At 46.6% G+C, this 26,419-nt stretch carries 27 protein-coding genes; 8 read left to right on the top strand and 19 right to left on the bottom strand.

Annotation, left to right across the window (positions count from 1 at the left end; genetic code table 11):
• Positions 1 to 18: 18 nt before the first annotated feature.
• The 6 genes from PDUR_RS29450 to PDUR_RS07885 all read right to left on the bottom strand — a co-directional run bounded on the left by PDUR_RS29450 (position 19) and on the right by PDUR_RS07885 (position 4,782).
• A complete protein-coding gene (locus PDUR_RS29450; protein WP_218918448.1) occupies positions 19 to 165 on the bottom strand; it encodes a hypothetical protein in 147 nt (48 codons plus the stop codon).
• Positions 162 to 695: an ABC transporter permease gene (locus tag PDUR_RS07905; protein ID WP_218918447.1), complete on the bottom strand. Its 534-nt coding sequence runs from the start codon at positions 693 to 695 to the stop codon at positions 162 to 164. The genes PDUR_RS29450 and PDUR_RS07905 overlap by 4 nt, the downstream gene beginning before the upstream one ends.
• Positions 676 to 1,644 (bottom strand): ABC transporter ATP-binding protein, encoded by a 969-nt coding sequence (locus PDUR_RS07900; RefSeq protein WP_233277501.1) that lies wholly within the window; start codon positions 1,642 to 1,644, stop codon positions 676 to 678. The genes PDUR_RS07905 and PDUR_RS07900 overlap by 20 nt, the downstream gene beginning before the upstream one ends.
• Before the next feature lie 152 nt (positions 1,645 to 1,796).
• A complete protein-coding gene (locus PDUR_RS07895) occupies positions 1,797 to 2,729 on the bottom strand; it encodes a glycine betaine ABC transporter substrate-binding protein (RefSeq protein ID WP_042205793.1) in 933 nt (310 codons plus the stop codon).
• A 299-nt stretch (positions 2,730 to 3,028) separates the two neighbouring features.
• A complete protein-coding gene (locus PDUR_RS07890) occupies positions 3,029 to 3,670 on the bottom strand; it encodes an ABC transporter permease (protein WP_042205792.1) in 642 nt (213 codons plus the stop codon).
• A 371-nt stretch (positions 3,671 to 4,041) separates the two neighbouring features.
• On the bottom strand, positions 4,042 to 4,782 hold the full coding sequence (locus PDUR_RS07885) for an IclR family transcriptional regulator (RefSeq protein WP_042205791.1): 741 nt from the start codon (positions 4,780 to 4,782) through the stop codon (positions 4,042 to 4,044).
• Positions 4,783 to 5,230: 448 nt separating this feature from the next.
• Between PDUR_RS07885 and PDUR_RS07880 the strand changes: the two genes are divergently transcribed.
• Positions 5,231 to 6,196 carry an NADP-dependent oxidoreductase gene (locus tag PDUR_RS07880; RefSeq protein ID WP_052410118.1) on the top strand — a complete coding sequence of 322 codons (966 nt, stop codon included), beginning with the start codon at positions 5,231 to 5,233 and terminating at the stop codon, positions 6,194 to 6,196.
• Between the two features lie 94 nt (positions 6,197 to 6,290).
• Here the strand turns inward: PDUR_RS07880 and PDUR_RS07875 are convergent, their stop codons facing one another.
• Entirely contained in the window at positions 6,291 to 6,884 is a 594-nt protein-coding gene (locus PDUR_RS07875; protein WP_042205790.1) for a TetR/AcrR family transcriptional regulator, read from the bottom strand.
• A gap of 580 nt (positions 6,885 to 7,464) precedes the next feature.
• Here PDUR_RS07875 and PDUR_RS07870 point away from each other — a divergent pair.
• From PDUR_RS07870 to PDUR_RS07860, 3 genes are all read left to right on the top strand, one after another.
• Positions 7,465 to 8,052, top strand: coding sequence for a TetR/AcrR family transcriptional regulator (locus PDUR_RS07870; RefSeq protein ID WP_042205789.1), 588 nt, complete (start codon positions 7,465 to 7,467; stop codon positions 8,050 to 8,052).
• A 218-nt stretch (positions 8,053 to 8,270) separates the two neighbouring features.
• On the top strand, positions 8,271 to 9,026 hold the full coding sequence (locus PDUR_RS07865; protein ID WP_218918445.1) for a 3-oxoacyl-ACP reductase family protein: 756 nt from the start codon (positions 8,271 to 8,273) through the stop codon (positions 9,024 to 9,026).
• A 51-nt stretch (positions 9,027 to 9,077) separates the two neighbouring features.
• Positions 9,078 to 9,962: an NADPH-dependent F420 reductase gene (locus PDUR_RS07860; RefSeq protein ID WP_081949437.1), complete on the top strand. Its 885-nt coding sequence runs from the start codon at positions 9,078 to 9,080 to the stop codon at positions 9,960 to 9,962.
• 38 nt (positions 9,963 to 10,000) lie between these two features.
• On the opposite strand, the gene PDUR_RS07855 is transcribed toward PDUR_RS07860, so the two are convergent.
• Positions 10,001 to 11,449 (bottom strand): sucrose-specific PTS transporter subunit IIBC, encoded by a 1,449-nt coding sequence (locus PDUR_RS07855; protein ID WP_042205787.1) that lies wholly within the window; start codon positions 11,447 to 11,449, stop codon positions 10,001 to 10,003.
• A gap of 16 nt (positions 11,450 to 11,465) precedes the next feature.
• Positions 11,466 to 13,103, bottom strand: a complete 1,638-nt coding sequence (locus tag PDUR_RS07850) for a glycoside hydrolase family 13 protein (RefSeq protein ID WP_330217249.1) — start codon at positions 13,101 to 13,103, stop codon at positions 11,466 to 11,468.
• Positions 13,104 to 13,219: 116 nt separating this feature from the next.
• On the opposite strand from PDUR_RS07850, the gene PDUR_RS07845 reads away from it, so the two are divergent.
• Complete coding sequence (locus tag PDUR_RS07845) at positions 13,220 to 14,083, top strand: AraC family transcriptional regulator (protein WP_042205786.1); 864 nt, start codon at positions 13,220 to 13,222, stop codon at positions 14,081 to 14,083.
• A 177-nt stretch (positions 14,084 to 14,260) separates the two neighbouring features.
• Here the strand turns inward: PDUR_RS07845 and PDUR_RS07840 are convergent, their stop codons facing one another.
• Positions 14,261 to 17,428 carry a DEAD/DEAH box helicase gene (locus PDUR_RS07840; protein ID WP_233277500.1) on the bottom strand — a complete coding sequence of 1,056 codons (3,168 nt, stop codon included), beginning with the start codon at positions 17,426 to 17,428 and terminating at the stop codon, positions 14,261 to 14,263.
• A 301-nt stretch (positions 17,429 to 17,729) separates the two neighbouring features.
• Between PDUR_RS07840 and PDUR_RS07835 the strand changes: the two genes are divergently transcribed.
• The 3 genes from PDUR_RS07835 (at position 17,730) to PDUR_RS07825 (ending at position 19,573) form a co-directional block, all read left to right on the top strand.
• Positions 17,730 to 18,179: a MarR family winged helix-turn-helix transcriptional regulator gene (locus PDUR_RS07835; protein ID WP_042205785.1), complete on the top strand. Its 450-nt coding sequence runs from the start codon at positions 17,730 to 17,732 to the stop codon at positions 18,177 to 18,179.
• Between the two features lie 61 nt (positions 18,180 to 18,240).
• Entirely contained in the window at positions 18,241 to 19,053 is an 813-nt protein-coding gene (locus PDUR_RS07830; RefSeq protein ID WP_042205784.1) for an arsenite methyltransferase, read from the top strand.
• Between the two features lie 22 nt (positions 19,054 to 19,075).
• The gene (locus PDUR_RS07825; RefSeq protein WP_042205783.1) at positions 19,076 to 19,573 is read left to right on the top strand and encodes an arsinothricin resistance N-acetyltransferase ArsN1 family A; all 498 of its coding nucleotides are present in this window, start codon (positions 19,076 to 19,078) and stop codon (positions 19,571 to 19,573) included.
• Positions 19,574 to 19,642: 69 nt separating this feature from the next.
• On the opposite strand, the gene PDUR_RS07820 is transcribed toward PDUR_RS07825, so the two are convergent.
• The 9 genes from PDUR_RS07820 to modA form a co-directional block, all read right to left on the bottom strand.
• Positions 19,643 to 20,272, bottom strand: a complete 630-nt coding sequence (locus PDUR_RS07820; RefSeq protein ID WP_042205782.1) for a YfbR-like 5'-deoxynucleotidase — start codon at positions 20,270 to 20,272, stop codon at positions 19,643 to 19,645.
• Between the two features lie 202 nt (positions 20,273 to 20,474).
• Positions 20,475 to 21,092: a PepSY domain-containing protein gene (locus PDUR_RS07815; RefSeq protein ID WP_042205781.1), complete on the bottom strand. Its 618-nt coding sequence runs from the start codon at positions 21,090 to 21,092 to the stop codon at positions 20,475 to 20,477.
• 18 nt (positions 21,093 to 21,110) lie between these two features.
• The gene (locus PDUR_RS28655; protein ID WP_156130365.1) at positions 21,111 to 21,812 is read right to left on the bottom strand and encodes a hypothetical protein; all 702 of its coding nucleotides are present in this window, start codon (positions 21,810 to 21,812) and stop codon (positions 21,111 to 21,113) included.
• A gap of 176 nt (positions 21,813 to 21,988) precedes the next feature.
• The gene (locus tag PDUR_RS07810) at positions 21,989 to 22,816 is read right to left on the bottom strand and encodes a Cof-type HAD-IIB family hydrolase (RefSeq protein WP_042205780.1); all 828 of its coding nucleotides are present in this window, start codon (positions 22,814 to 22,816) and stop codon (positions 21,989 to 21,991) included.
• Positions 22,817 to 22,845: 29 nt separating this feature from the next.
• Complete coding sequence (locus tag PDUR_RS07805) at positions 22,846 to 23,730, bottom strand: DeoR/GlpR family DNA-binding transcription regulator (protein ID WP_269079204.1); 885 nt, start codon at positions 23,728 to 23,730, stop codon at positions 22,846 to 22,848.
• 51 nt (positions 23,731 to 23,781) lie between these two features.
• A complete protein-coding gene (locus PDUR_RS07800; RefSeq protein WP_042205779.1) occupies positions 23,782 to 24,147 on the bottom strand; it encodes a glyoxalase/bleomycin resistance/dioxygenase family protein in 366 nt (121 codons plus the stop codon).
• 43 nt (positions 24,148 to 24,190) lie between these two features.
• Entirely contained in the window at positions 24,191 to 24,766 is a 576-nt protein-coding gene (locus PDUR_RS07795) for an NAD(P)H-dependent oxidoreductase (protein ID WP_042205778.1), read from the bottom strand.
• A gap of 125 nt (positions 24,767 to 24,891) precedes the next feature.
• Positions 24,892 to 25,362, bottom strand: a complete 471-nt coding sequence (locus PDUR_RS07790) for a MarR family winged helix-turn-helix transcriptional regulator (RefSeq protein ID WP_042205777.1) — start codon at positions 25,360 to 25,362, stop codon at positions 24,892 to 24,894.
• Between the two features lie 160 nt (positions 25,363 to 25,522).
• Positions 25,523 to 26,410 (bottom strand): molybdate ABC transporter substrate-binding protein, encoded by an 888-nt coding sequence (gene modA / locus PDUR_RS07785; protein WP_042205776.1) that lies wholly within the window; start codon positions 26,408 to 26,410, stop codon positions 25,523 to 25,525.
• Between the last annotated feature and the right edge of the window lie 9 nt (positions 26,411 to 26,419).

Genomic DNA, 26,419 nt, shown 5'->3' with positions numbered 1-26,419 from the left:
GAGAATCTGCCCCCGGCTTTACGCCGCCTCCTTTTTTCGCAAATGCTGTTCGCCGCGCGCCCGTTTCATCGCCCGTTTTTCAAAGAATAATAGAATCCGGTTGGCAATTAGGGACAGGGCCGAGGCCAGAATCGTTCCCCATACGATCTTGTATGCGAAATTCATGCGGAGACCGTCAAACAGCAGCGTGCCAGACCTCCCGCACCAATCATGGCCGCGATCGTCGCCATCCCGATAGAGGAAATGACCGCCAATCTGAGGCCGCCGAGCAAGGCAGGCATGACAAGCGGCAGCTGCACTTTGAAGAATAGCTGCGAAGCGCTAAGACCCATCCCTCGCCCCGCTTCCAGCATGAACGGATCGACCGATCTAAAACCTGCGAGAATATTTCTCACCAAAATAAATTGGGTATAGACGACCAGCACGGTAACGGCTGTGGGGATGCCGAGCCCGAGAAGCGGGATCAGGATCGCAAAGAAGGCAAGGCTGGGAATAGCGTACAGCGCTCCAAGCACAGCCAGTACAATCGTTGACAGCTTGTGCGAACGGTAGAGTGCAAGGCTGAGCGGCACGGCGATAATGATCGAAATAAGCAGTACGAGCGTAACGATTTGCAGGTGCTCAAGCGTCATCGCGAGCATTTTGTCACCATATTTGGTGAAGTAGGCCAGAAAATCAGCGATGGATTGGAGCATGAATGTTCACCTTCTCACCGTCTCGGCTTGGGGCATCCGTCTGCACCCTGTCAGCTTGTGATTGCAGCAGCCCGTTTAACTGATCCCAGACGATTTCGCCTACCGGCTGACCATCCGCATCCGTCACAATGATCGATTTCCTGCCGCTTTCAAAAAACTTGGACAGCACACCATCGAGAAACTCTTCCCTGCCGATATAGATATCCGAATCATCCAGGGTTCTTGTTAACGGCTGCGCCGCGGTTTCTGCTTTCAGAATCTTGAGCCGGTTGATGATATTCTCGGAAGCTACCAACTGCGCAACAAATTCATTGGCCGGGTGAAAAAGAATATTGTACGGCGTGTCAAACTGCTGGACTTTCCCCTGGTCCATAATGATGACTTTGTTGCCGAGCTTAAAGGCTTCATGAATATCATGGGTGACAAAAAGTATCGTTTTGTTCAGTTTTGTCTGAATACGTATCAGTTCATCCTGCAAATTCTGTCTTGTGATCGCATCAATCGCGCCAAACGGCTCATCCATCAGCATGACCTGAGGATCGGCAGCCATGGCCCGCGCCAGCCCGATTCGCTGCTGCTGCCCGCCGGATAGCTGCGAAGGATACCTCTTCCTGTAGCTCTCGCCCGGCAATCCCACCAGTTCCAGCAGCTCGTCCACGCGGGCATTGATTTTCTCCTTGCTCCAGCGAAGAATTTTGGGCACGGTAGCGATGTTGTCCGCCACGGTCATATGCGGGAACAGCCCGATTTGCTGGATGACATAGCCGATTTTTCTCCGGTAGTCCTCCACCTTCAGCTTTTTGATATTTTCGCCATAGAAGCGGATTTCGCCCGAAGTGCTTTCATGGATCCGGTTGACCATTTTTAACAGCGTGGTTTTCCCGGAACCCGACGTTCCAAGTATCGTGACAAAATCACCCTCATTTACGGTAAGACTGACACCCGACACGGAGTCGGCCTCCGCATGGGGGAACCTTTTTCTTATATTTTTAAATTCAAGCGCTATCCTGCTCACTGAAGATCAACCCCTTTCCACCAAGAAAAAATGAAAACCACTACCCGAACGATACGTGGTTTTCATTTCCTATTGGGTTCGTAATCTTATTTGTCCGCTGCCGCTTTCACATCGGCTTTGATGGTCTCGAAATAGTCGCCCGCGACTTCTTCATACTCTTTTTTGTCGATATCGACGGCGGCGTTGAGCTTGATAATCGTAGGGTTGTCAAGCTTTGCCGACACGGCATTCAGGATGGTCGCCACCTTCGGCGAATCCTGTACTACGCTCTCTCTGACCACCGGCGCTACATAATAAGGAGGCCACAGATGTTTGTCATCATCCAGCACGACGAACTGCGGATCGACCAGCGAGCCCTCTGTCGTGTAGGCCACGGCCAGATCGGCCTCGTCATTTTTAAGCACCTGATACTTGATGCCGTCGTCATAGACCTTTGAAGATTTGAAGTTGAACTCTCCGTAGACTTTTTTCAGGCCGATCAGTCCATCCTCGCGTTGATCAAACGAACCGTTGGAGGCATATCTGATTTTGTCCGCATTCTTCTGCAGATCGGAAATCGTCTTGATGCCGAATTGATCCGCTGCTTTCTTGGTGATAACCAGACCTTGCGAGTCATTGATATTGGCCTGATCGAGCAGATCGAGCTTGAACTTGTCTTTGTATTCGGCTGCAACCGTGTCGTACACTTCCTTGGCGTCAAACAATGCCGGTTCCTTCAAAATAACCGTTAACGCCGTTCCGGTGTATTCCGGGTATAAATCGATGCTGCCTTTCAGCAGCGCCTCGTGAGGCCCTTGCCCGCTGATATTAAATTCTCTCTTCACCGAAAATCCGTTGTCTTCAAGCGCCTTTGCATAAATTTCCGCAAGAACGAGCGACTCCGTGAAGTCTTTGGAGCCTACCGTAATTTCTGGGCCGCTTGCGCTTCCCTTGGAGCAGCCGGCGAGCGAGAGCAATGCAGAAAGGACGATAATGGCCAGCAACGAAGTGGTGAATATGGACTTTAAGGATTTTTTCATATGGATTTTCTCTCCCCAACTAAAAATATTTATCAGTTCTGCCCTATATAAGCTGAACTTAAGATTTTTCCATCAGATATCAGTCGTAACTACGAGGAATGTTTGGACTTCCGGCCGCTGTTGTCTCCAGATTTCTTGATTTATACCGCTCTCTGCGGATGAAATCCGGAGACAAAGGCGATCGCTATCGCTCCTACAGTTCCAAACTTCCCCTTCGTTGCTCCTTACCCTGATGCCATTTTTCAAGTTCATCTTATATAGCAAACTTTCCAGCCTTTCAATCTTGCAGCCGCCCAATCTCAGTTCAGCCACAAATGTCGCGTAAGTCTCTTCTGGGTAATGGCTAGAATTACGTCCGCCGCTATGGACAGGATCGCTACCGACAACCCCCCGACAAGTAAAATGGCTTTACTCGGCAGCCGGAGCCCGATGATGATCAGCTCCCCAAGACCGCCGGAGCCGATGTAAGCGGCCAATGTTGCGCTCGCAATCACTTCCACCGCAGCCGTTCGTATTCCCGTGATAATCATGGGAAAAGCAAGCGGAAATTCAACCGTGAACAGAATCCTGCGCGGGCTCATCCCCATCCCTTTGGCCGCCTCGATAACCGAAGGATTGATCCCCGTGAAGCCAATGCTCGTGTTGATCAAAATCGCCGGAAAAGCAAGCAGCGTCAACGCAAATATGGCGGGAGCCAGCCCTGTTCCGAGCACCGGCATCATCACGACGAGAACGGCGAGGCTCGGAATCAGACGAAAAATGTTAAACAGTCCCTGGACCGGCTGGGACAGCTTCAAAAACTTGGCGCACAGTACCCCGAGTGGAACAGCGATCAGTATGCCAATGGTTACAACCGCAAGACTGATGCCGATGTGCGTCAGTACGGCTTTAAGATAGACGTCGTGATTCTTGGACAGATATTCGAGTATTCCGTCAATCAATCCGGGTCACCGCCTTCAAAATAAAATGTCGAAAGCAGAATGTGCCGCTTGCCGGTGAAGGTTGGAGCGTCAACATCGCCCGGTTCCCGGGATGTTCAGACGAAGAGGCAGGATGGATTTCATAGCTGTAGAACACCTCACAAATATGTAGTATTCAAATCAATATAATATGAATTAGGGTGAAGATAAATCACAAACACCATGAGATGCTTGTGATAAGCGTCTGGGAATTTGGCTTGATACGAATAATTCATTCATGATCAAGGATTAATTATTAATATGTGATAATCGAAATCCACATTTCAATATTATTATTCATTACATGATTTTGTCAACTATTAATTCTAGTATTTTCGTCGGAATTTAAAATATTAATATTCAGCCCCCATCCGCCGCGACAATTCGGCCGCAGCCAGCTTCACCGCCTCAATGATAACTCCTTCCCGCTCCGGGCTGCAGCGGAAGCTTGGACCGGCCACGGACAGGCTGGCTACCGCATGGGCGTGACCGTCCGTAATCGGGGCAGCAATGGCGAATACATCGGGGTCCACCTCGCCTTTGGTGATGATATAATGGTCAGCCCGGGCCGCTTCCAGCTCCGCTTTCAGACGCGCTATGTCCCCGGCATCCTCAATAGTCTGAAAAATCCGCTGAGCGACCTTGTCGCTCTCAAAAGCAAGGATACATTTGCCTGAAGCGCCCAAATGCAGCGGCAGAATGCGTCCATTCTCGATGGAGAACTGGATCAGGCTGTTGCTTTTGACATTCTGGATGCATACGGCATGATTGCCGGTCCGCACGAACAGCACCGACGTTTCCTGCACCTTCTCCGTCAACTCTTCCATAATCGGCAGCGCCAGGGGCAGCAGGTCACGCTGAAACTGAAGGTTGAGGCTTCTTGCCAGATCCAGAATCCGCAGTCCCAGGGCGATCCGGCTTCTTCCCCTTCTCTCCACTATTCCGTTCTGCTCCAGCGTCTGGAGAAACCGGTACGTGCTGCTCTCCGGTATCGAGACCTTCTCGGCAATCTCGCTGACCGTAAGCGTATCGCCGGCTTCCGCCAAGGCGAACAGGATATCCAGCGCGCGGCTGAGCGTTTGTGTTCCGTTCATTTTCTGCACCTTCCAACGACTCCCCTATTGTCCATTGCAATCATGTCTCGCGAATTTGAAAAAAAGACCTCCCGCATTCGGAGGCCGCTGAAAAAGTCAGAACAATCAAATTTCGAAGATTAATTTATACAGATCTTGAACATGGTTCATGACGCTTCATCTTCTATCCCGTATGCAATCTTGCCAACAATTATAGCATACTCACTTAATATCAAGAAGGAAAGGCCCCACAAATGGCTTGTCCGAGCGGTCTATTTTCCATTGACCTTTCCTGCATACACCTTAATGGCCGCATTCCCGGCATCAAGAACCGACGAGCTTCCACTGAACATTTCAAAGAGTATTGTTGATTGTTTTGAAGATAATCAGAGAGTAAGATAGATTCATACAAATGATCAACGCGTTGTTCATTAATGCTTGCATTAAAAAAGACTGAGAGGTATTCAAAATGACAATAAAAGGTGATATGAAAGCTGTCAGAATTCATGAATATGGCGGCACCGAGGTTATTCGTTATGAAGTGACTCCTATCCCTGAAATAGACCAAGATGAAGTATTAATCAAGGTGGTTGCGACTGCATTTAATCCTGTGGATGCAGCGATTCGAATGGGAGCGCTGAAGAACATTTTTCCTCATCAGATGCCGTATATCCCGAATGTCGAAGCATCCGGCGTCATTGAAAGCATCGGCGGGGCCGTAACAAACTTTAAACCGGGTGATCCCGTCTTTGTCTTTCTGGATATGACCAAAGACGGTGCCGCTGCCGAATATGTCGTGACCAAAGCTGAAAATGCCGCTCTTGCTCCTAAGAGTATTGATCTCCAAGATGCTGGCGCAATTCCTGTGGGGGCTTTAACGGCTTGGCAAGGATTGTTCGACCATGGCAAGCTTCAAGAAGGCCAGCGTGTACTGATTACCGCAGCCGCAGGCGGAGTCGGATCTTATGGCGTTCAACTGGCCAAGTGGAAGGGTGCACATGTAATTGGCACAGCTTCGGAAGCGAGCTTCCCGCTTCTCCAAGGGCTTGGGATCGATCAGATTATTGACTATAAGCATGAGGCTGTGGAGGAAAAAGTAAGCGAAAAGCTGGACCTGATTCTCAATCTTGCTCCGGAAGGCCCGGCGGAATTGAATAAGTGGCTGCCCTTGCTGAAAGAGGGGGGGATTTTTGTATCGACCACAAGTCCGGCGGACGCTGAACTTGCCAATCGTTCGGGTGTCCAGACGATCCGAATGTTTGTGGGGCGCAATGCCGGACAGCTTACGCAAATTGCCGCATTGGTAGACGAAGGGCGAATTAAGCCCGTAATTACCGAAAGAGTAAAGCTTGACGATCTGGCGCTGATTCACAACAAAAGTCAGGCAGGAAAAATCCGGGGGAAAGTATTGATTAACTTGGATTGGCGGCAGTAATGGCGTGAAAGAAGACAATTCCTCCCCTTGCGGCAGATGGCGGCCGGGCTCATGATTAGTTGAGCTTGACCGCCGCTCTGCCGCAAGGGGTGATTTATCTAAAAGGCTGAAAGAAGAGTAATTTGATATAAATTACGGCTATTTGTTCCGGGGAATAAGGCGGGTTCTGGTTTAACCACTCCTCCGTGACACCAAGAAATACGGATACCGAGAAAGCGGTCAAATATTCTTTCGGGATCGAAGGGTTATTTTCAAAAGTATGGTGGTTGAACAGCTTCTTATAGAAGCTTTCGCTCACCACCTCTTTCATTTTGCCCGGGAAGCCGGATTCTCCTTTGGGACCTAACAGCAATCGGATTAAGCCCCCATGCTCATGCAGATATTGGAATATGCAAACGAATGGAGCATAGGGCTGTTCATCTAAATAGGTTTGCTGAAGCTCAACCGAAGAGATATCCACTACCATGACCTTCTGCAAGCCATCCAGAATCTCCGTTTGAATTTGTTCCATTAAATCATATTTATCTTTGTAGTGGAGATAAAATGTTCCTCGATTTATCCCTGCACTTGCAGTTAAATTCCGGACAGACACCCCGCCGAAGCCCTCTTTCTCAACTAAACGGACGAAGGTTTCCTTGATTAGCTCTTTGGTGCGGGCCGCCATTGCATCATGTTTATTCTCAGGCATGGTGTTTAAGCCTTTCTATAGATATGTTGTCTTTGATGTCACTAACATATCATATTATTTCCATTAAGCATAACCCGGCACTTCGGCGGCATCTCCCGCAGATGTACAACGAAACCGGACAGCAGGTTTACTCACTGGTTAACTGTCCCACGTTCGTTTCAGGGGCATGTATTACTTGAGACGATGTTTTTTTATAGTTAGAGAGATAAGTATCCCGATCAGAATTCCAATTGCAGCGGCATACATCGTGATGCTGGTTCCACTAACCATCGCATGCTTTTGCAGATGTTGTCATGATCATTCACTCCTTCAAATTATTTTCGAAACGTTCGGTTTATAAGTGAACCTTAATGCATTCGTTCCTGTACTGTCAACCTTTTTTCGCCAACAAAAAGAACCGGCATTTCATCCAGGGCATTTGCAGAGTAATTGCACGGCTTTTGCCAGCCATTACTTACATACAGCACGCTCTGGCGGGAATACTTGACATCAATCATGCAAAATGATATTTTCCATATATGTACCGAACGTTCCAGAATGATAAGCGGAGTCCATCCGCATCCAATAAGGAGGAATTCATATGGCAACAGGACGGCCGCGCACCTTCGATAATACCGAGGCGTTGAAGAGTGCGCTTCAGGTGTTTTGGGAAAAAGGTTATGAAGGCGCCTCCCTTTCGGATTTAACCGAAGCGATGAAGATTAACCGGTCAAGCCTCTATGCCACTTTTGGCAGCAAGGAACAACTATTTAACCAGGCGCTTGATCTTTACTTTGAAGGTCCGCCGAAGCTGACAAGCGCGGCTTTTAACGAGCCGACGGCCCGCGCCGTTGTCGAAAAGCTCTTGAATGTTACTGCCGACTTCGTAACAAATCCTTCTTACCCGAAGGGTTGTCTGACCATTCGCGGAGCCATTGCTTGCGGAGAAGACGCGGACATGATTCGCCAAGAGCTTACGTCGCGCCGGGTGGAGACGGAAATGGCTTTGCGCCATCGCTTTGAACAAGCGGAGTCTGCCGGCGACCTGCCTGCCGGCTCTAACCCGGCGGCGCTTGCCCGCTATATCATGACCATCTCCGAAGGCATGTCCATTCGGGCTGCGGATGGCTCAACCCGCGACGAATTACAGGATGTGATTGAGCTTACGATGAAGGCTTGGCCATCATAAGCAGTCATATCCACTATCCCCTGCTTGTCTCTAAAAACATTCATCATTGGAACATACCCCCATTGAACAATCGGTGGGGATGCACGTTCCCTTGATGAATGTTTTTTTATTTTCTCACTTTTTTTATTTTCCCTCTTGACAATTCATTTTCCCTAAGGTTATAGTTAGCACATAGTTTTGAACCGAACGTTTCAAAACAAAAACTTGAGGAGGTTTTTATGATGACAACAACAACAAATTCTTTATCTGGAAAAGTGGCACTGGTAACTGGAGGGTCCCGAGGCATTGGAGCAGCCATCGTAAAACGTCTGGCAAATGACGGCGCGGCAGTAGCTTTCACCTACGCCAGCGCGCAGCAAAAAGCGGAAGAATTGGTAAAAGAAATTGAAGCGTCCGGCGGACGCGCGCTGGCCCTTCGCGCCGACAGCGCAGACGCCATCGCTGTGAAAGGCGCCGTTGCCGAAACGGTAAAAGCTTTTGGCGGCATTCACATTCTGGTTAACAATGCCGGACTCGCAAACTTGAAGCCCTATGATCAATTTGCCATCGAAGAATTCGATCGCATGGTTGCCGTCAACGTCCGCGCCGTGTTCGCAGCAGTGCAAGCGGCAGCTCCTCAAATGGGCGAAGGCGGACGCATCGTCAATATCGGCAGCATCAACGCCGACTTCAATCCGTTTCCGGGCAACAGCCTCTATGTGATGTCCAAGGCGGCTGTCGCCGGACTTACCCGGGGCCTCGCACGCGATCTGGCTCCGCAAGGCATTACCGTTAACAACGTGCAGCCGGGACCGACCGACACCGATATGAATCCGGCCGACGGTCCTTACGCCCCGGTTGTCTCCGGCATGATTCCGGTCGGCCGTTACGGTACGGGCGCGGAAATCGCCGACATGGTAGCTTATCTGGCTACACCGGGAGCCGCCTTCGTAACCGGCGCAACCATTAATGTAGACGGCGGAACCACAGTCTGATTCTTGGTCCAAGCTTGAAAACCAAAACCCAAATTTGAGAGGAGAATTTATATGTCTATTGGAATTATTGGTGCCGGTGAAATCGGGCAAGCCTTTGCCAAACAAGTCGTTAAAGCAGGTTATGAGGTTTTCTTAAGCAACAGCCGCGGACCGGAATCGCTTGCTCCGCTGGTAGCCAAACTCGGGGGCAAGAGCAAAGCCGTTACCGTTCGGGAAGCCGCAGCCGCCGATATTGTGTTTATTGCCCTGCCTTGGAAGCATCTGAAAGAAGCGGTTGCCGATTTGCCCGAATGGAACGGACGTATCGTGATCGATGCGATGAACCCGATTATTACTCCTGAATTCATCGTGGCTGATCTTGGAGGAAAAACATCAAGCGAGGTGGTATCGGATCTTGTTCCCGGCGCAAGGGTGGTCAAAGGATTCAATACACTGACTCCCGCTGTGCTCAGCTCTGACCCACAAATTGTCGGACGCCGCGTCATCTTCATCTCCGGCGACGATGCCGCCGCCAAGGCTGAAGTCACTCGTATGAACGATAAAATCGGATTCGCCACCATTGATCTGGGCGGTCTCGCTGACGGCGGCAAATTGCATCAATTTCCGGGAGGTGATCAAATTGCCATAAGTCTCGTCAGGGGGCGGTGTCCAAGGAACACAGGTCATGCGGTATGGCTGGTGACCCGAGTCTCCCTGGACACCCTCGCTGCCGAAGTTTACATATTAAAAGATGAACAATGGAGCATGAGAGCTATGGTTTATTATGAATCCCCTCAAGCCGAGAAGACTGGTTTCCCAAAACTGGGTGAAGCGGGCCTCGGACATCCAATACTGCGCCGTCATTGGGGCGGAGAAAGTCGTCGCCAAATCAAGCTTAAACCGGATTGTCGGCACCATCGACGAGTTCCCGTACGAGTTGCAGTTTTTTCAGCATAGGGAAGATGCGGTTAACTGGCTGGCAAAAATCGCAATGCTTAAGAAGCGATTTTATTCACCGGCTTTAATTCTGTATTCAGTTTTTTTGATTTTGACAAAATGATCGTTATTACAAATCCCGATACAAAAGAAATCAAGACGGCAATTAAAAAGTTCAGCACACTGCCAGCTTGAATACTGACAAACCCGATCAGTCCAGCAGGTCCGGGGGCTGCGTTTAAAATGTGATTGAATGCTACAAAGGCACATCCAAAAGCTGAACCGATCATAGCGGCATAAAATGGATATTTCATTTTCAGGTTAACGCCAAACATCGCGGGTTCCGTAATGCCAAGCAGGGCGGAAATTCCGGAAGAAACCGCAATGCTTTTCATTTTTTCGTCTTTTGTCAGCAGCATGGCCGCAAATGTCGCGCCTCCCTGGGCAACATTATTGCATGAAACAAGTGCCAGTAAAAACGAACCGCCAGCAGCAATTAACTGAATGTCAATCGGAAGAAGACTATGGTGCATACCCGTTAATGTCAAAGGAGATAAAATCAACCCAAAAACGGCTCCTCCAAAGAAACCAAGTGTATCATACAGCCAAACCATTCCATCAGCCAAAAGATTCCCGGCAGATCTCATTATACCGCCAACTACAGTAAACGTAAGAAAGCTTGTGATAAATACCGTTAATAACGGAGTTAATAAGTTATCAAGAAAAGACGGAACAATCTTACGTAAATTTTTCTCGACTCGCGCCAGGATAAATGAAGCAGCTAAAACAGGAAACACGGTTCCTTGATAGCCCACTTTTTCAATTTCAAGTCCAAAAACATTCCATACCGGCACTTTATTATTCAAAATAGCTTGCCCGTATCCATATGCATTTAAAAGATCCGGGTGCACCATGATCATTCCCATGACAGCTCCTAAATAAGGGTTTCCTCCGAACATTTTTGTTGCGGAGAATCCTATTAATATCGGCAGGAACACAAACGCTGCATTAGCAAACACATTGATCATGTTCGCAAGATCGGTTATGTTCGGGTACACATCAACTAAAGACCTATCTTTGAAAAATAATCCGCTGGATGTCAGAACGTTGTTGATACCCATCAATAAACCGGCGGCTACCAGTGCCGGGATAATCGGGACAAATACGTCGGACAACAATTTCACCAGCCTTTGGACCACATTCATTTTATTGTCGGCTTCTTTTTTAACCTCATCTTTACTAGATTCTTTAATACCTGCTAATTCAACAAAAGCGTGGTACACTTCATTGACCGTACCAGCACCGATAATAACCTGATATTGTCCTCCATTGCTGAAGTGGCCTTTTACAAGATCAATATTTGACAGTTCTTCTGTCTTGACAATGGATTCGTCTTTTAACACCAACCGAAGGCGGGTCGCGCAATGCGCAGCACTGATAATGTTCTCAGATCCGCCAACGGCAGCTAGAATTTGCTGTGAAGCTCGTTCGAATTTGTGGTTAGTCATTATTCTGATCCCTCTTTCAGATGATTTCATATATAATGGCTTCATACGGACGCAATGTGATGTTTTTTAAATCGCTGCTCGAGTGGCTGTAGTTGCTGATTAAAATGTTTACGGCTGAATGACTTTCGGGAGAGTAAGAAAAAGTGGCTTCCGGTTCGTAAAAATTGCATACAATAAGCAGCTTTTTGTTTTCGAGTATCCGTTCGTAAGCATAAATATTGGGTTCCGAATCAAGAAGACGATAGGTCCCATAAATAAGTGTGTAATTTTGTTTACGAATCTTGATTAATTTTTGATAATGATAAAAAACAGAATCCGAATCATATAAAGCGCTTTCTACATTAACAGAAGGATAATTGGGATTAAGCTTCATCCATGGTTTTCCTGAAGAAAATCCTGCATTTTTTGCATTCGACCATTGCATTGGGGTTCTGGCATTGTCTCTTGCTTTCATATAGAGCGATTCCATGATGTCTTCTTCGCTAAAACCGGCTGCTTTTCGTTCTTTATAAATATTTTGAGTTTCAATATCCATATAATCTTCTATGGACTCAAAAGCAGCATTTGTCATGCCGATTTCTTCTCCCTGGTAGATATAGGGGGTTCCTTTCATTCCATGTAATAAAGTGGCCAACATTTTGGCAGACTCCACCCTATATTCACGGTCATTCCCCCATCTCGATACAATGCGGGGCAGGTCGTGATTGTTCCAAAATAAGCTGTTCCAACCCTCTTCGTTTAAAGCATATTGCCACTTGCTTAACACTTGCTTTAGTTCATTGAGCTCTAGCTTTTTCAAATCCCATCTTTGTTTGCCCGGAATTTTATCTAGCTGAATATGTTCAAACTGAAAGATCATGCTCAATTCCTTGCGTTTGGGGTCAGAGTACAGTTTCCCGTCTTCAGTTGTCGCGCCCCACGCTTCTCCAACCGTTAACAAATCTTTGGTTCCAAACGTTTTTCGATTCATTTCCTGCAAATAATCATGAAGTTTAGGCCCGTTTTCTTTTATTTGTTTATCGGGATCTTTTCCAATCAAATCAATCACATCCATACGGAAGCCGCCGATTCCCTTGTTAATCCAAAAGTTAATCATATCCCAGATGCTGCTACGCATTTTTTTGTTTTCCCAGTCCAAGTCGGGCTGTTCTTTGCTGTAAAAATGCAAATAGTATTGGTTGGTTGTTTCATCAAATTGCCACGCTGAACCACCGAAATTCGATTTCAGTTCGTTGGGTTCTTTGCCGTTAACCGGATCGCGCCAAATATAATAATTTCTGTACGGATTGTCTTTTGATTTTTTTGCTTCTATAAACCACGGATGCTGGTCTGAGGTATGGTTGACAACAAGATCCATAATAATTTTAATGCCGCGCTTGCTGCTTTCTAATAACAATTTATTCATATCTTCCATGGTTCCAAATTCCGATAAGATGGAGTAATAATCACTAATATCGTAGCCATTGTCTACGTTGGGAGAATCATAAACGGGACTTAGCCAAATGACGTCGGCGCCTAATAATTTTACATAGTCTAACTTTTGAATGATGCCTTGTAAATCGCCAACTCCATCGCCATTACTGTCGTAGAAGCTACGGGGATATATTTGATAAATAACACTTTTGTGCCACCATTTTTTTTGAATCTCTTTCATTTTTGCTCTCCTTTTTGTCAATTGGAAACGTCTTCAGTATAATGAATGTTAGCAGTTCTTTCTTGCACATTTTCAAAATTTATAACACTATTCTCACTTTTAAGGAGAAAATAAGAATGAAATCATCTTTAAAAGAAAATTCTATTCATGGCACTCCGTCTTTTCCGTTGCATATATACAGTAAGGTACGTAAAACCGATTATTATGTAGGGTATCACTGGCATGAAGAATTAGAATTTATTTATGTTGAAGAGGGAGAAATGGAGGTGACGATCAATTCAGAAATTATATATGTTTCCAAAGGAGATTTTGTTTTTATCAATTCTGGAGACTTGCATCAAGTTACCTCAAGCGGTCCATCCATTCATCATGCTATTGTTTTTCATCCCCAGTTATTGAATTTTGAATATCCAGACATATGCCAGCAAGCTATTATCAAGCCGATTACCTCGGGAGCCTTGCAATTTCCTTGTGCCATACATTTAGATAAGGAATCAAAAGAGGAGTTATCAGGAAAGTTACGAAATATCATTGACATAAAAAAGGGGGAAAACAAGCTCTCATCCTTGCGTATTAAAGTGATTCTCCTTCAAGTCATCGATCTTTTATATGAAAGAAAACTCTTCCTGGAAAATCGACTTCATACAAAAGTCAAACAAGAAAAAATCAAAAAAGTGATCCTATATATTGAGGAACATTACAATGATAAAATTTTTCTTGAGGACTTAGCTTCGCTTGTAGGAATGAATAAAAATTATTTCTCAAAATACTTTCAAATAGCTGTAGGGAAAAATCCAGTTACGTATATTAATGAATACCGTTGTGAAAAAGCAGCGAGACTGCTAAAAAATAGCGAGTTAAAAGTATTAGAGATTTCCTTGATGGTGGGTTTTGAAAACTTCAGCTATTTTATTCGTAAATTTAGAGAGTACAAGCACTATTCTCCATCGCAATATAGAAAAATGGTTTATGATAATTAACAAAAAGAAGCAGGTGTTAACGCACAATGCGTGATGACCTGCTTCCAGTCCGAATTCATGCTATGCCTGGTTTGCCTTGACATGTATTCGCAAAAGGCCTATGGCACATTCGGCTTGTAATATTGTTCCCGCACCTCTTGGCCGGAAGGGCTGAGGTGAGATTGGAAATATCCGGGATCAACACTCCCAGCGTACCGGTCCGTTTATGTATAGCATTTCACGGATATCCTGTTCGGACAATCTGCTGACGGAGTTCTCTCCCGCTTCAATGACTTCCTCAATTAAATCTTTCTTACGCTGCTGCAGCTCCAGAATCTTCTCCTCTATTGAGCCTTCCGTTACCATGCGTATGACCTGAACTACACTTCGTTGTCCCATACGATGCGCACGTCCAATCGCTTGTTCCTCCACCGCAGGGTTCCACCATAAATCATACAGGATAACGGTATCAGCGCCCGTCAGATTAAGTCCGGTTCCGCCAGCCTTAAGTGAAATTAGAAAGGCATCCCCTTCGCCTTCGTTAAAATGCCGGCACATTTCCACGCGCTCCCCCGCAGGTGTTGCGCCATCAAGGTAAAATGGCAGGATACCGGCAGCCTCCAAGCTTTGCCGAATCAATTTCAGCATGCTTGAAAATTGAGAAAATACAAGCATCCTTTTTCCGGAAGCCTGGCATTCCTTCACTGTCTCCAGCAGCTGTTCAAGTTTGCCGGAACCCCCCTCATAGTTCTCGATAAAAAGTGCCGGATGACAACAAATCTGCCGCAAACGCGTGATGCCCGCCAATATTTTCATGCGGCTCTTCTGGAAGCCCTCGGCCTGCAAGTCTTGTTCCGTCTCCTCCCGATGCTTGGACAAGTAGGCGAGATAGATTTTTTTCTGCTCGTCCAGCAGTTCGGTACGCTGCACCGTCTCAATACGGTCGGGCAATTCCTCCAGTACCTCTTTTTTCAGCCGCCGCAAAATAAAAGGAGACACGATAGCGGAAATGCGCTCTACCGGGAGTTCTTTAAAAGCTTTTCTGCCGGAGAACAAGAGCGGGAAGACCACACTGAAAATAGCGCCCAGTTCATCCAGTGAATTCTCAATAGGCGTTCCTGTTAAAGCAAATTTTCTCGCCGCTGTGATGGACTTTACAGCCTGAGCCGTTTGGGAAGCCGCATTCTTGATCGCCTGTGCCTCATCCAGGATCAGCGCATGGAATGTTTTACCGGAGTAAAGTTCAATATCTCTTCGCAAAAGCGGATAAGAGGTGATAACCACGTCGGCCTCTTCCATTCCTTCCAGCAATTCGCTTCGCTCCGCCTTTTGCCCGGCCGCTACAAGAACTCTGACCTCTGGAGCAAACCGCGCAAATTCATTGGCCCAATTATACGTCAGCGAGGCTGGACAGATGATCAAAATCCGGGATTGGTCTGAGATCTCGGCAAGCTCGGAGCAGATGTAGGCGATACTCTGAATGGTTTTTCCGAGGCCCATATCATCAGCCAGAATCCCTCCGAACCGGAACCTTGATAGTGTCTTCATCCATTGAAAGCCTCTTACCTGATAATCGCGGAGAACGGACGCCATGTGGACAGGGAGCTCGAAGTCCATATTTTCCGGCTCCTTTAGCTGTTCCAGAAAAAGCCGAAGCGACTTGCCCCATTTTAAATGTTTAGATGATTTCTCCCGCTCCGGGAGCTGAAGCGCATGTACAGAGGGGAATCGTATCGTCGCTGCCCGAAGGTCTTTTTTGCCAATATTCAGATGGTCTGCCACCATGCGAAAATCATTGAAATACTCCTCTTCAAGAGATAAAAAAGCGCCACTGCGAAGCCGGATATATTTCTTTTTCTCAACGATTGCCTGCATCACACGAATGATTTCCTTCTCATCCAATCCCTCCAGCTCGAACGAGATATTGAGCCAGTCAAGTCCTTCACTTAAATCGGCGCTGACTTTGGGATAGGGCTTACGCTCCTGAACAAGATTTTGTACGGCTTGGGTCAAAAATATGGCGGTACTGTCCTCCAATAAAGGAATCAGTTCATAAAGCGCTTCATAAATTCCGGACTCGCTTCCGGCAGCCCACAGCTCTTCCTTCCTGCGCATAGATGACTGGTCCATAACGTCAATGATATGGTCTTCCAGCTGCAAATTTCTTACCAGAATAATGTTGTTATTTTCTATGAAGGCTTGATCTTTAATTAAAGGATTGATCAGGATGGCATCATAATGAAATTCAACCCGGGCGGTTAATTCGCCATTCTCATAGTCCAGAAAAAGTTTGGGCTCAAGTTCAGGTTCGACTATTCTTTCCTTGACCTCTTTTTTTACTTTAACGGTTCCCATTAACCTCAAGGCGGGCAGGACTCGTTGAACCAACGGCTCCATTTGCAGAGGAGATAGATCCATCCGTTTGGAGGCGGAGAAATTCTGCTGTAATTGCGCAATTCGGTCTATGTTAGTTGCGTCCTGATTATAGATTCGTCCATCCGATATAAGGCAGGAATGATCCGGAAGCAGCAGCAGCTTATCCAAGCCGGAGACCGTCAGGGCATACCCTTCCGTTCCGCCTTTGCCGATCGAAAAGCTGAGTGGAGGAGCTTCATTTAGTAATTCTACCCGCGCTCCCGGATGTCCAGTTCCCTCAAGTACGGCATTTACTTTGGAAAAAAGCGGTTTTAGCTTGTCCCATGCCAGAGGAGAAATAACCATGGCTCTCCCGTCCGGTGTTCCAGGATAACTATAATAACCGACGCCCGTTCTTTTATAGATTTTCTCGGTATTCTTCATAAGAACCAGAACACTTAGGAACTCGATATCCGCATCATTTATACACTGCTTTTCCTGATCAAAGGTGAACTGGCTTGTAAAATACATGGGTTTGCGCTGCTCCATGCACTCAAGGAACTGTTTGATTTTGGAAACGACGTAGAGACGCTTGAGCCCCATTCTCATTTCAAGGGACAAACCTATACTGCTCGGCGTGTTCTGGACTTTAATTATAAACTCAAACTGCAGCTGTTCACGGCCAGAGGATATCATGTTAATATCCTTGCCCATATCTACAGGCGTCCCATTGAATAAGGAGATGAACTGTTCTGCCTGTCGATAAGAAGGTTTGGCCACGGTTTTGGCCTGAACAAGCTTCGAACCCGTCGCTGGAGCTTGGGCCGGGACAGCAGAAAAAAGAGCGGATTGCGCTGAATTTTGGTGCTTGCCGCCGGTTGAACCCTTTTGCTGAAGCGTGTTGATCGCAATCAGTGTCGCCGCCGCATGTTTGCAGCAGCCATAGTCTTCGTAGGCGGGACAGGTACAATCTACTTCCATATCTCCTTCACTATCAATATTAATTTGCACCTTATATGATATGCTCCCCTTGACCTGGGCCGTATAACTATTCTCATTCTCATGAAATGTCAGTTTATTAACACGTCCAGCCTTATAATAGGACATGCCCCGTTTATAAAAGGTTTCTCCACAGAGGTCTCTAATATCTCTTAATGTAAAAAATATAATGATCACCCTCGCATTCTGCCTCGTGCAATGATTTACTTATACAATTATACCATGAGCCTAGATACCGGCGCTGAGAAAAGCAGAAAACTATACTTGCACTTTGCAAATATTTGCGATATAACTAATCTATGAGGTGAAGCTAATGGAAAATGCACGCGAATTGTTCCAAATCATGACCAGACGCCTGGGTTTGCTGAATAAAGACTGCTGCAGCGTAGGCGGAAGCAACCTGTCACTGGCTCAAAGCCATCTGCTCCACGAAGTGGAACGCCGGAACAATCCTTCTATGCAGCAGGTTGCGGAGACGCTGGGAACGGATGTTACCACCTTTAGCCGGCAGGTGCAATCCCTGATCAAAATGGATCTTGTCAAAAAAACGCCGGACCCAAGCGACCGCAGAGTGTTCACCCTGTCTCTGACTGAGGAAGGAAAAAGGATTGCCGCGACCATTGATCAGCAAATGAACAGTTATCTGGATGAAGTCTTCTCCTATATGACCGAGTTTGAAAAAGAAACGGTCCTGCGTTCGGTACAGCTTTTTAATGAAGCTATGGGGAAATCAAGCCGATGCTGCGCACCGGTCACCGGGTGATACTCCCAGTTTTTATAATTGCATTTTGCAAGTATAATTTCATATACAAGGAGAGATTATGATGAACAAACTTACCCATGACCAAATTCGTCAGAAGGTTAGAAGCCGGTACCAACAGGTCGCGGTAAAAAAGGCAGAGGCGCCATCTTCCTGCAGTTCTGCCGGAAGCTCTAGCAGCTGCTGCGGCGGTCCAACCGACTATGATGCGATCTCCGCCAGACTTGGCTATTCCAATGATGAGTTGTCCGCCGTACCGGAAGGCGCCAATTTGGGACTCGGCTGCGGCAATCCTCAAGCGATTGCTGAGCTAAAGGCCAGTGAAACGGTACTCGATCTCGGCAGCGGCGGAGGCTTTGATTGCTTCCTCGCTTCCCGCCAGGTTGGAGACAGCGGCAAGGTCATCGGCGTCGATATGACTCCAGAGATGATCAGCCGCGCCCGGAACACTGCCGACAAAGGCCGGTTCGCCAATACCGAATTCCGGCTCGGTGAAATTGAGCACCTTCCGCTTGCCGATCAATCCGTTGATGTTATTATCTCGAACTGCGTGATTAACCTTTCCCCTGATAAGCAGCAGGTATTCCATGAAGCGTTCCGGGTCCTAAAGCCCGGCGGCCGGCTTGCTATTTCCGACGTCGTGGCCACGGCGGAACTCCCGCCGGAAATCACGGACAATATAGACGAACTATACACAGGGTGTATTTCGGGAGCCTCGCCGATCATGAATCTCGAATCCATGCTGCGGCAAAGCGGTTTTACCGGCATTTCCATCGAACCGAAGGATGAATCCAGAACCTTCATTAAAGATTGGGTTCCCGGTGCCAATGTGCAGGATTATCTGGTCTCCGCCGTCATTAAAGCAACCAAAAAATAATGATACCGATAGGAGAATGCTTATGGAGTCGACCGTTACGATTCGGGAAGCAGCTTCAAAAGATATCGCGAATATTCTTCGCATCTATAATCAGGGGATTGAAGACCGCATTGCGACACTGGAAACGGAAACCAAAGATACGGCCTACATGGAAGCTTGGTTACAGGAACATCAGGGCCGTTACACCGTCCTGGTAGCTGAAAGGGACAGCGCGGTTGTCGGCTGGGCTGCCCTTAATCCGTATTCCCACCGCTGCGCTTATAGCGGTGTTGCCGACCTCTCCATTTATATTGAACGCGAATCCCGCGGACAGGGCGTCGGAAGTTCCCTTCTTCAAGCCTTGGAGCATACAGCGAAAGCATCCTCTTTTTACAAAATCGTGCTGTTTACCTTCCCCTTTAATCAGATGGGCCAAGGGTTATACCGGAAAATGGGTTACCGCGAGGTAGGTGTCTTCGAAAAACAAGGGGTCATTGACAGTAAGCCGATCGACGTGATGATCATGGAGAAAATGCTTTAGAACAGAGTAAAGAGAGCCTAACCGCGTGTTAGGCCCTCTCTGCTTAAAATTCACCGGTTTCATCTGATACTAATTGGCCAATGCTTCTTCCGTTATCCGTCTGATGTCGACGGGAGACATCGTTTCTTCGTTTACGAGATCCGGCAGGATGCGGTCGAGAAAATAACCGACGCAGTGCAGCGGGATATCCTTGATCTTCATCAGGGCGCTGCGGTACATCGTAATAAATTCCTTCTCCGTATTGCCCTTTTGCAGCTCGGCGAACGCCTCGTACACCTGATCCAGCTTGTCGGCGACTTCAAGAATGCGCCCTTCCACCGAATCATCCTTGCCCTCGCGCAGTTGGTTGTAGAAGATGCTTTTGAATTCGAGCGGGATGTTTTCTTCGATAAAATGGTGTACCATCCCCTCTTCCACCTGCTGCATCAGCGCCCGAAGCTGCGGGGAGGAATGTTTAACCGGCGTTTTGATGTCCCCAATAAAAATTTCGCCATAATCATGGCTGCTCGTAATCTCGTAAAGCTTCTTCCAGTCGATCTTCACACCGTGCTGTTCCTCGATATCCGCCAGCGTCTTGGCATACTGTACTACTTTCCACGAATGGGCCGCGACACTGTGTTCCTCGAATTTGAATTTCCCCGGACAGCGGATTATCCGCTCAAGCCCGCCCAGAGACCGGAAATACGCATGAATTCCCATCGGCTCAGCCACCTTTTTTATGATGAAGGTCTTGATTCTACTATAAGGCGCTTATGTTATGGGCATATTAATAAGAGATTGAACCGGGAAATGATGGAGGTAGACACGTCAAGGCCAGCTACAGTCGTCAGCGCGTTGATCGCTAACAAGTTTACCTTTAGAAGAACTAAGTTGAGCAATCTATAGCTAATTTTTCCAATCATTATTGATATGTGAATGAAAATAAAACTTCACCACTAACAGCATCAATAACTACATTATATTCATTGTATGTGGGGACTTTATCTCCTACTGCAGCATGACCGACACCATTTATACCCTTAAAGGTGACAATATAGACGGGTGTCTGATTTAAAAATCCTTCAGCTTTTAGTTTTGGATTTTTGCTTAAAGCAGATTCGGAAAATGCATTCAAATAGGGGTATGTCAAGAGTTGAAGTTCCGAAGAAACATCTTTTGCTTCGGAAGCAAACTTTTGCTGGTTGCTTTCAGCCTTTTCTATAGCCGATTTTTCGGATAGTATAGCTTTTCCCGAAGTTGGTTTGTCAAGCTTGATTCCTAAAGTCTTTAAGCTTGCTTTATTAAGTTTTGTTTCAACATTGTCTGGTGTTGTGACATCAAAAAAAGTTACTGGAGTGTTATACGTCGCATCAGAAACAGTTACTTTACTTTCTTCTAAGCTATTCGGCTGTAACAGAAATTGGTCCTCATCGGTTTTTGATGAAAGTAAATCAGAGTTGGCAGCAATGGCGATTCCAGATGAACATAAAAGAAAAGTTGAAATAATCCCACCAATAATTAATCTTCTTCTTGATTTCAATAGTATCACCCTTTCAATTTAATATGATGCATTCCATGTTGTGAAATATCCACTCGAATCATAATCGTCCTTGTATAGTCCTGAACCTGTTTGATTTACCCAACCTAAGCTTGGTTTAAGAAGTGTACTACTTCCAGATTTAGTATATCGAACACTGGAGAATTTCATTCGGTCGGAATTAGTGCCAATGAAAGGAGTGTACATTGGATCATCACTAATCTCTGCACAATATTGAACTGTATCAGGCGAGACTCCTGAAACGGGTAATGTACCAATGGAGGTGTTGTCAACCATTCCTACCCAGTTACTTCCAGAAATATACGCTTTATAAGTATGAGTGCTTCCTTTTGCCGGGCCAACCTGAGCACGAACTTCGGAATAGTGTCCATTAACTATTGATGCTACAAAGTAAAGAGGATATGTTACATATGATATTTCAGGCTCATGAGCCCAACCTACCTGAAATAAGTCGCCAGGGGTACTGCTGTATTGCTCAGAAACCATCACCCAAGAACTTGAAAATTGTGATCCCGATGGTGAGGTGTTAATTGTTGGATATGTAGCCGGGGTATAAATGGCCGATTGTGCAGATGTGACATCAGAGATTGAAGCAATCCCCCCTACATAACTGTGAGCGCTAACAATAGAAGGGGCTAAAGTAAAACACATTAATGAACTAACTACAAAAGTCTTAAATTTTTTAGTGGTGAATAATTTCACTTTACATTACAACTCCTTTCGAATAATAAAATAATAGTTTCGGAACTATTTTTTTCACATCTATATTATCCTTGTAGAAATTGTGAGAGTAAATGATTATTTATAACTATTAAAAAAAGTAATAAAATATCGAATAATAGAATAATTGTTAAATAAATACTGCTATTTTCCTAACCTTACAAGCGGCCCGAGGATAAAACAAATCTCTCAATTCCGTCCTTCAAGCCGTCCTCGTCATTGCTTAAAGTGACCGTATCGGCAATCCGCTTCACTTCCTCCGGCGCATTCCCCATTGCAATCCCCAGTCCCGCGTACAGGATCATGTCGATGTCGTTATAATTGTCGCCGATTGCCATCAGCTCACGGTTAGAGATATGAAGCACCTCTTCCAGCTCACGGATTGCATACGATTTGGACACCATTTCATCCATGATTTCGAGGTAGGTGTCTTTGGATTTATAGATGCTGACGCCTGGAACTACTCTTTTCAGTGTTTCCGCCAGCCAGTTAATCTCCTGCGGATTTCCCATGCATAATATTTTGTGAATCTCATGATCTTCTTCAATATATGCAGATAGCTCTCTTTCAATCGGATCGACCTTAATAATCTCCTGCTCCTGGATGACCCACGGGTCGTAGCGGTAGCCGACAATCCACTGGTCATGGCTGTACAGACTGAAGCTGATGCCCGGAAAACCCGTACTTACAATGCCGCGCATGAGATCGACGCTGTTCTTGCCCATTCCGACGCTGTGAAGGGTTTCCCTTTGGCCCCCGCTGTCGCTTCCGCCCAGAACAAGAGCGCCGCTGTAGCAAATAACGGGCGCATTGATTTCAAGCTCTTGCTGCAGAGAAAGAATACCGCTTGGCATCCGGGCCGAAACGAGGACAAACGGAATATCCCGGTCCTTCACCTTCTGTATGGCCGTTTTGGTCTCCGGTGTAATCTGATGCCGCGAATTCAGCAGGGTTCCGTCAATGTCACTGAAAATAGCTTTGATCATGGCGCAATCGCTCCCTTGTCAACGATTTTCTACTTTCCTTCCCCGTTCGTTTGGATAATCTCGATCCCGCTCTCCCGCAGGATAGACTGCAGATGCTCCGGCGGATCACCGTCGGTAATCAAGACATCGATATCGGAGAATTCCATACCCTTGAATGAAGCGGTAAGACTGAATTTCTTCATATCCGCCAGCACGTAGACTTTTCCGGCCCGCCCGGTTACGAGCTTCTTGATCAGCGCATCTTCCCGGTTGGCAAAGTAAATCCCGTCTTCCATAATGGCCGCAGCCCCCATAAAAGCCTTGTCAAAATAAACCTCGTTCAGCTGCAAAGCTTGGGTCTCGTCATAAAAAAAACGGTTGTCATGGAAAAACTTTCCCCCCAGCAGGTGAACGTCAATGCCGGTCTTTCCCGCCAAGACCTCAACGTTATCAAGCGAGTGGGTGTATACCGTCAAATGTTCCTCAACCTGCCCGCAGAGCTCCCGGACCGTTGTCGAGACATCCATAAAGCAGACATCCCCGTTTGCAATATAGGCGGAAGCTACCCTGGCGATGTGAAGCTTCTGCTCGGAAGCGGCGGCCGCGCGATCCTTGTAAGCCTTGATTTCTTCCTTGAAAAAAGGTAAAGCGATCCCTCCATGTGTCCGAATGGCAGCGCCTTCCTCCACCAGCTTGATAATATCCCTTCTCGCCGTATCTCTGGAGATGTCCAGCAGCTCGCAAATGTCCGCATTGGACAGTTGGGCATGGGTCTTCAGTTGATCCAAAATTTTCAGCAGGCGTTCCTCCTGGTAAATGGGAAACCCTCCCTTCTCATTCTCATTATAAGCATTTTTATGTATTTTGTTAAGCGTTTTTAAGCATTTATTATAAAAAAAGCGACCTGCCCGGATATACCGGAAACAGATCGCCATAAAAGGAAAGGGCAGCCCTGTGTAATGATCTTGGGCTAAATGATATGAAGGTTACTCCGGAACGACTTGCACATATTCCGCAATCAAGCCGTCCGGGTGCTTGACCAGCATAATCCAGCTTCTGGGTGTCCGCTTGGCTTCCGTCAAACAGACTGCACCATGCTGCTGCAAATAAACGGCCGCTTCCTGGATAGAATCAACTAAAATAGTTGCGCTTGCAGACTCATATAGCCGCCTAGACTCAGCATCACCTGCAATGATGATGGTCCGGGCAATCATCGCCAATTCCAAATTTAATTCCTCATAGAAAACACGTGCTTTACACTTTTCTTGATACAAATCTTCATAGAAGCGAATGGTTTGATCCAGAGCATCTCTTTCAACAAATACTCGAATTAATGTATCCAACACCTTCATGAACAACACCGCTTTCTTTTATTATTTTAGGTATTTATGAGTCCTATAGTTGACGCGCTTGATGGTAGACATGCTGCAGCCACTTCTCTCTTCGCTGGATACTGCTGCCCTTCATTCCCGCAAACATCATTCTTTTCACAGAACGAATGCCGCAAAACTTCAGGATGGAAGTCTTGATGACTTTCCATTCGGTGCTTCCTCTTAAAAGCCTCACAAACCAAGAAGGGGAGTCGATCGTATAGATGACCCATGCAGATTTTCCCGCCAACAATCCCTTAGGCATCAATCCTTCATAGATGTAGGCAAAGCCGGATACGAACACCCGGTCAAAAAAACCTTTTAAGATCGCAGGCGTACCATACCACCAAACAGGGTATACAAAGATAAAATGATCCGCTTGTTTCACAAGACTACGATAACGCTCCGTCTCCGGATCATTCTTTAAATCTCTTCTCTTGGAGGTCTCGTCGAACCTCAGAACGGGATTAAATTGTTCTTGATACAAATCAAGAATAGTGAATGTATGGCCTTTCTCTTTCAGTCCTTGCTTTACTTTTTCCAAGATGGCATGATTGAAGCTTGCCGGATTGGGGTGCGCATAGATGATCAATACGTTCATTTAAAACTCTCCTTCTCATCAGTGAATAAATGATATGTCATTTAATAGGGTAAAAAGAAACGTCTGCCCCGTTCTTTTAGGGACGGTACCGTTTCTCGCAGATTCTTCCGGCATAATGTCCGCGATTATGGCTCGTATCCGCGTCTTTTGAGAGTATCCGCCAAAGATTGTCCCTTTAAAAAACGAAACAACAACGAACTCATGGTCTCAAGCTCTTCTTCGGAATACAGTTGCATGAGCTGTTCGTATAGTCCCTGCTCGATGTCTTCAACTAGTTTAGCTTTTTCCACTCCCTGAGTTGTAAGTTGAAGAATTACATACCGCGAATCCTTGGGATCAACTACTTTTTCAACAAGACCGTCCGCAGACATTCGGTCCAGAAGCCGTGAAGGACTGCCGGATTCACATATCAATAAATGCCCAAGATCTTTCAGAGAAAGAGTCTTCCACTCATCCAATATACGTAACACTTCTGCTTGCGAAGCGGTTAACCCGATTTCCTTCAGCAAGTTATTGAGCAGCCTATTTCCCTGCCGCTGTACGGCTAATATTTCGTAACGAAAAGCCTCTGCTTTGGAATACTTATTCCTATCCATATAAAAATCACCTTTGATCAATTATTTGTAAAAATAGATGATCTATCATTTAACTTCATAATATATGATGTATCATCTAATATCAAGTAAAAAATCGATCTGCCCGGAAATACCGGAAACAGATCGGCATAAATAGAACGGATCATGTGGAAAAGAAAACTTATTTTCCAGCCAGCTTGAAGCCGTATTTAACGAATACATCGCCGGCTTCCTGCGAAAACAGATAATCATAGAAGGCTCTCGCCTGCTCCGGATGCGCGCTTTCCGCCAGAACGGCGGCCGGATAGCTGATCGGATCGTGGTGGGACGGATCAACCTTCATGGCGACTTTCACTTTCGGTTCACCGGATGCGTCGCTGCCATACACAAAGCCCGCCTGCACATTGCCGGACGCCACGTAGGTCAGAACCTGTCTGACATCCTTGGCAAATACGATTTTAGGCATTAGCTTGTCCCAAAGGCCCGCATGCTGCAAGAACTGCTGTGTGTACATCCCGGCAGGCACGGATTCCGGCTGTCCGACCGCAATCTTGGAAAATCCGGAGCCGGTCAAATCCTGGGCCGAAACGTTCGCCGCCGCTGAATCGGCAGGCACAATCAGCACCAGATCATTCGTGAGCAGGGTTTGGGTCAGTTCGGGATTGGTAAGCTTCTTGTCCGCAAGGGCATTCATTTGTTTCTTACCAGCCGAGATGAATAAATCCGCTGGAGCGCCCTGCTCAATTTGCTTCTGAAGCGCGCCTGATGCCCCAAGGTTCAGGTTCACGGCAATATCAGGATGCGCCGCCTCGAATTTCGGAACAAGCTCATTCAATGCATCCTTAAGGCTGGCGGCCGCCGATACAAGCAGCTCCGTCTGTCCCGCTGCGGCCCCTGGCGATGCGGCTGGGGATGCAGCAGGTGCCTCTGAAGCAGCAGGTGCCGGGCTGGATACTGAAGCTTCATTGCCAGAAGGCGTATTAATTGAGGCACAGCCGGCGATTATCAGAAGGAACAGCGGCAATAGTAGTATTCTAGCGAACCAATCATTTTTTTGTCTCGAAGTCATGGAATCCTC

Source organism: Paenibacillus durus (genome assembly GCF_000756615.1).
Lineage (GTDB): Bacteria > Bacillota > Bacilli > Paenibacillales > Paenibacillaceae > Paenibacillus_AQ > Paenibacillus_AQ durus.
This window is presented reverse-complemented; position numbering and strand designations above follow the sequence as displayed.

What these genes read in the sequence shown, in the direction of transcription:
- PDUR_RS07855 (WP_042205787.1), bottom strand. Translation starts at nt 11,449, where the DNA reads ATGACTAACCACAAATTCGAACGAGCTTCACAGCAAATTCTAGCTGCC.
- PDUR_RS07820 (WP_042205782.1), bottom strand. Translation starts at nt 20,272, where the DNA reads ATGGGAATTCATGCGTATTTCCGGTCTCTGGGCGGGCTTGAGCGGATA.
- PDUR_RS07850 (WP_330217249.1), bottom strand. Translation starts at nt 13,103, where the DNA reads ATGAAAGAGATTCAAAAAAAATGGTGGCACAAAAGTGTTATTTATCAA.
- PDUR_RS07790 (WP_042205777.1), bottom strand. Translation starts at nt 25,362, where the DNA reads ATGGATAGGAATAAGTATTCCAAAGCAGAGGCTTTTCGTTACGAAATA.
- PDUR_RS07805 (WP_269079204.1), bottom strand. Translation starts at nt 23,730, where the DNA reads ATGGCGATCTGTTTCCGGTATATCCGGGCAGGTCGCTTTTTTTATAAT.
- PDUR_RS07905 (WP_218918447.1), bottom strand. Translation starts at nt 695, where the DNA reads ATGCTCCAATCCATCGCTGATTTTCTGGCCTACTTCACCAAATATGGT.
- PDUR_RS07795 (WP_042205778.1), bottom strand. Translation starts at nt 24,766, where the DNA reads ATGAACGTATTGATCATCTATGCGCACCCCAATCCGGCAAGCTTCAAT.
- PDUR_RS07835 (WP_042205785.1), top strand. Translation starts at nt 17,730, where the DNA reads ATGGAAAATGCACGCGAATTGTTCCAAATCATGACCAGACGCCTGGGT.
- PDUR_RS07895 (WP_042205793.1), bottom strand. Translation starts at nt 2,729, where the DNA reads ATGAAAAAATCCTTAAAGTCCATATTCACCACTTCGTTGCTGGCCATT.
- PDUR_RS07870 (WP_042205789.1), top strand. Translation starts at nt 7,465, where the DNA reads ATGGCAACAGGACGGCCGCGCACCTTCGATAATACCGAGGCGTTGAAG.
- PDUR_RS07865 (WP_218918445.1), top strand. Translation starts at nt 8,271, where the DNA reads ATGATGACAACAACAACAAATTCTTTATCTGGAAAAGTGGCACTGGTA.
- PDUR_RS07880 (WP_052410118.1), top strand. Translation starts at nt 5,231, where the DNA reads ATGACAATAAAAGGTGATATGAAAGCTGTCAGAATTCATGAATATGGC.
- PDUR_RS07800 (WP_042205779.1), bottom strand. Translation starts at nt 24,147, where the DNA reads ATGAAGGTGTTGGATACATTAATTCGAGTATTTGTTGAAAGAGATGCT.
- PDUR_RS07810 (WP_042205780.1), bottom strand. Translation starts at nt 22,816, where the DNA reads ATGATCAAAGCTATTTTCAGTGACATTGACGGAACCCTGCTGAATTCG.
- PDUR_RS07825 (WP_042205783.1), top strand. Translation starts at nt 19,076, where the DNA reads ATGGAGTCGACCGTTACGATTCGGGAAGCAGCTTCAAAAGATATCGCG.
- PDUR_RS07845 (WP_042205786.1), top strand. Translation starts at nt 13,220, where the DNA reads ATGAAATCATCTTTAAAAGAAAATTCTATTCATGGCACTCCGTCTTTT.
- modA (WP_042205776.1), bottom strand. Translation starts at nt 26,410, where the DNA reads ATGACTTCGAGACAAAAAAATGATTGGTTCGCTAGAATACTACTATTG.
- PDUR_RS07885 (WP_042205791.1), bottom strand. Translation starts at nt 4,782, where the DNA reads ATGAACGGAACACAAACGCTCAGCCGCGCGCTGGATATCCTGTTCGCC.
- PDUR_RS29450 (WP_218918448.1), bottom strand. Translation starts at nt 165, where the DNA reads ATGAATTTCGCATACAAGATCGTATGGGGAACGATTCTGGCCTCGGCC.
- PDUR_RS07875 (WP_042205790.1), bottom strand. Translation starts at nt 6,884, where the DNA reads ATGCCTGAGAATAAACATGATGCAATGGCGGCCCGCACCAAAGAGCTA.
- PDUR_RS07860 (WP_081949437.1), top strand. Translation starts at nt 9,078, where the DNA reads ATGTCTATTGGAATTATTGGTGCCGGTGAAATCGGGCAAGCCTTTGCC.
- PDUR_RS07830 (WP_042205784.1), top strand. Translation starts at nt 18,241, where the DNA reads ATGAACAAACTTACCCATGACCAAATTCGTCAGAAGGTTAGAAGCCGG.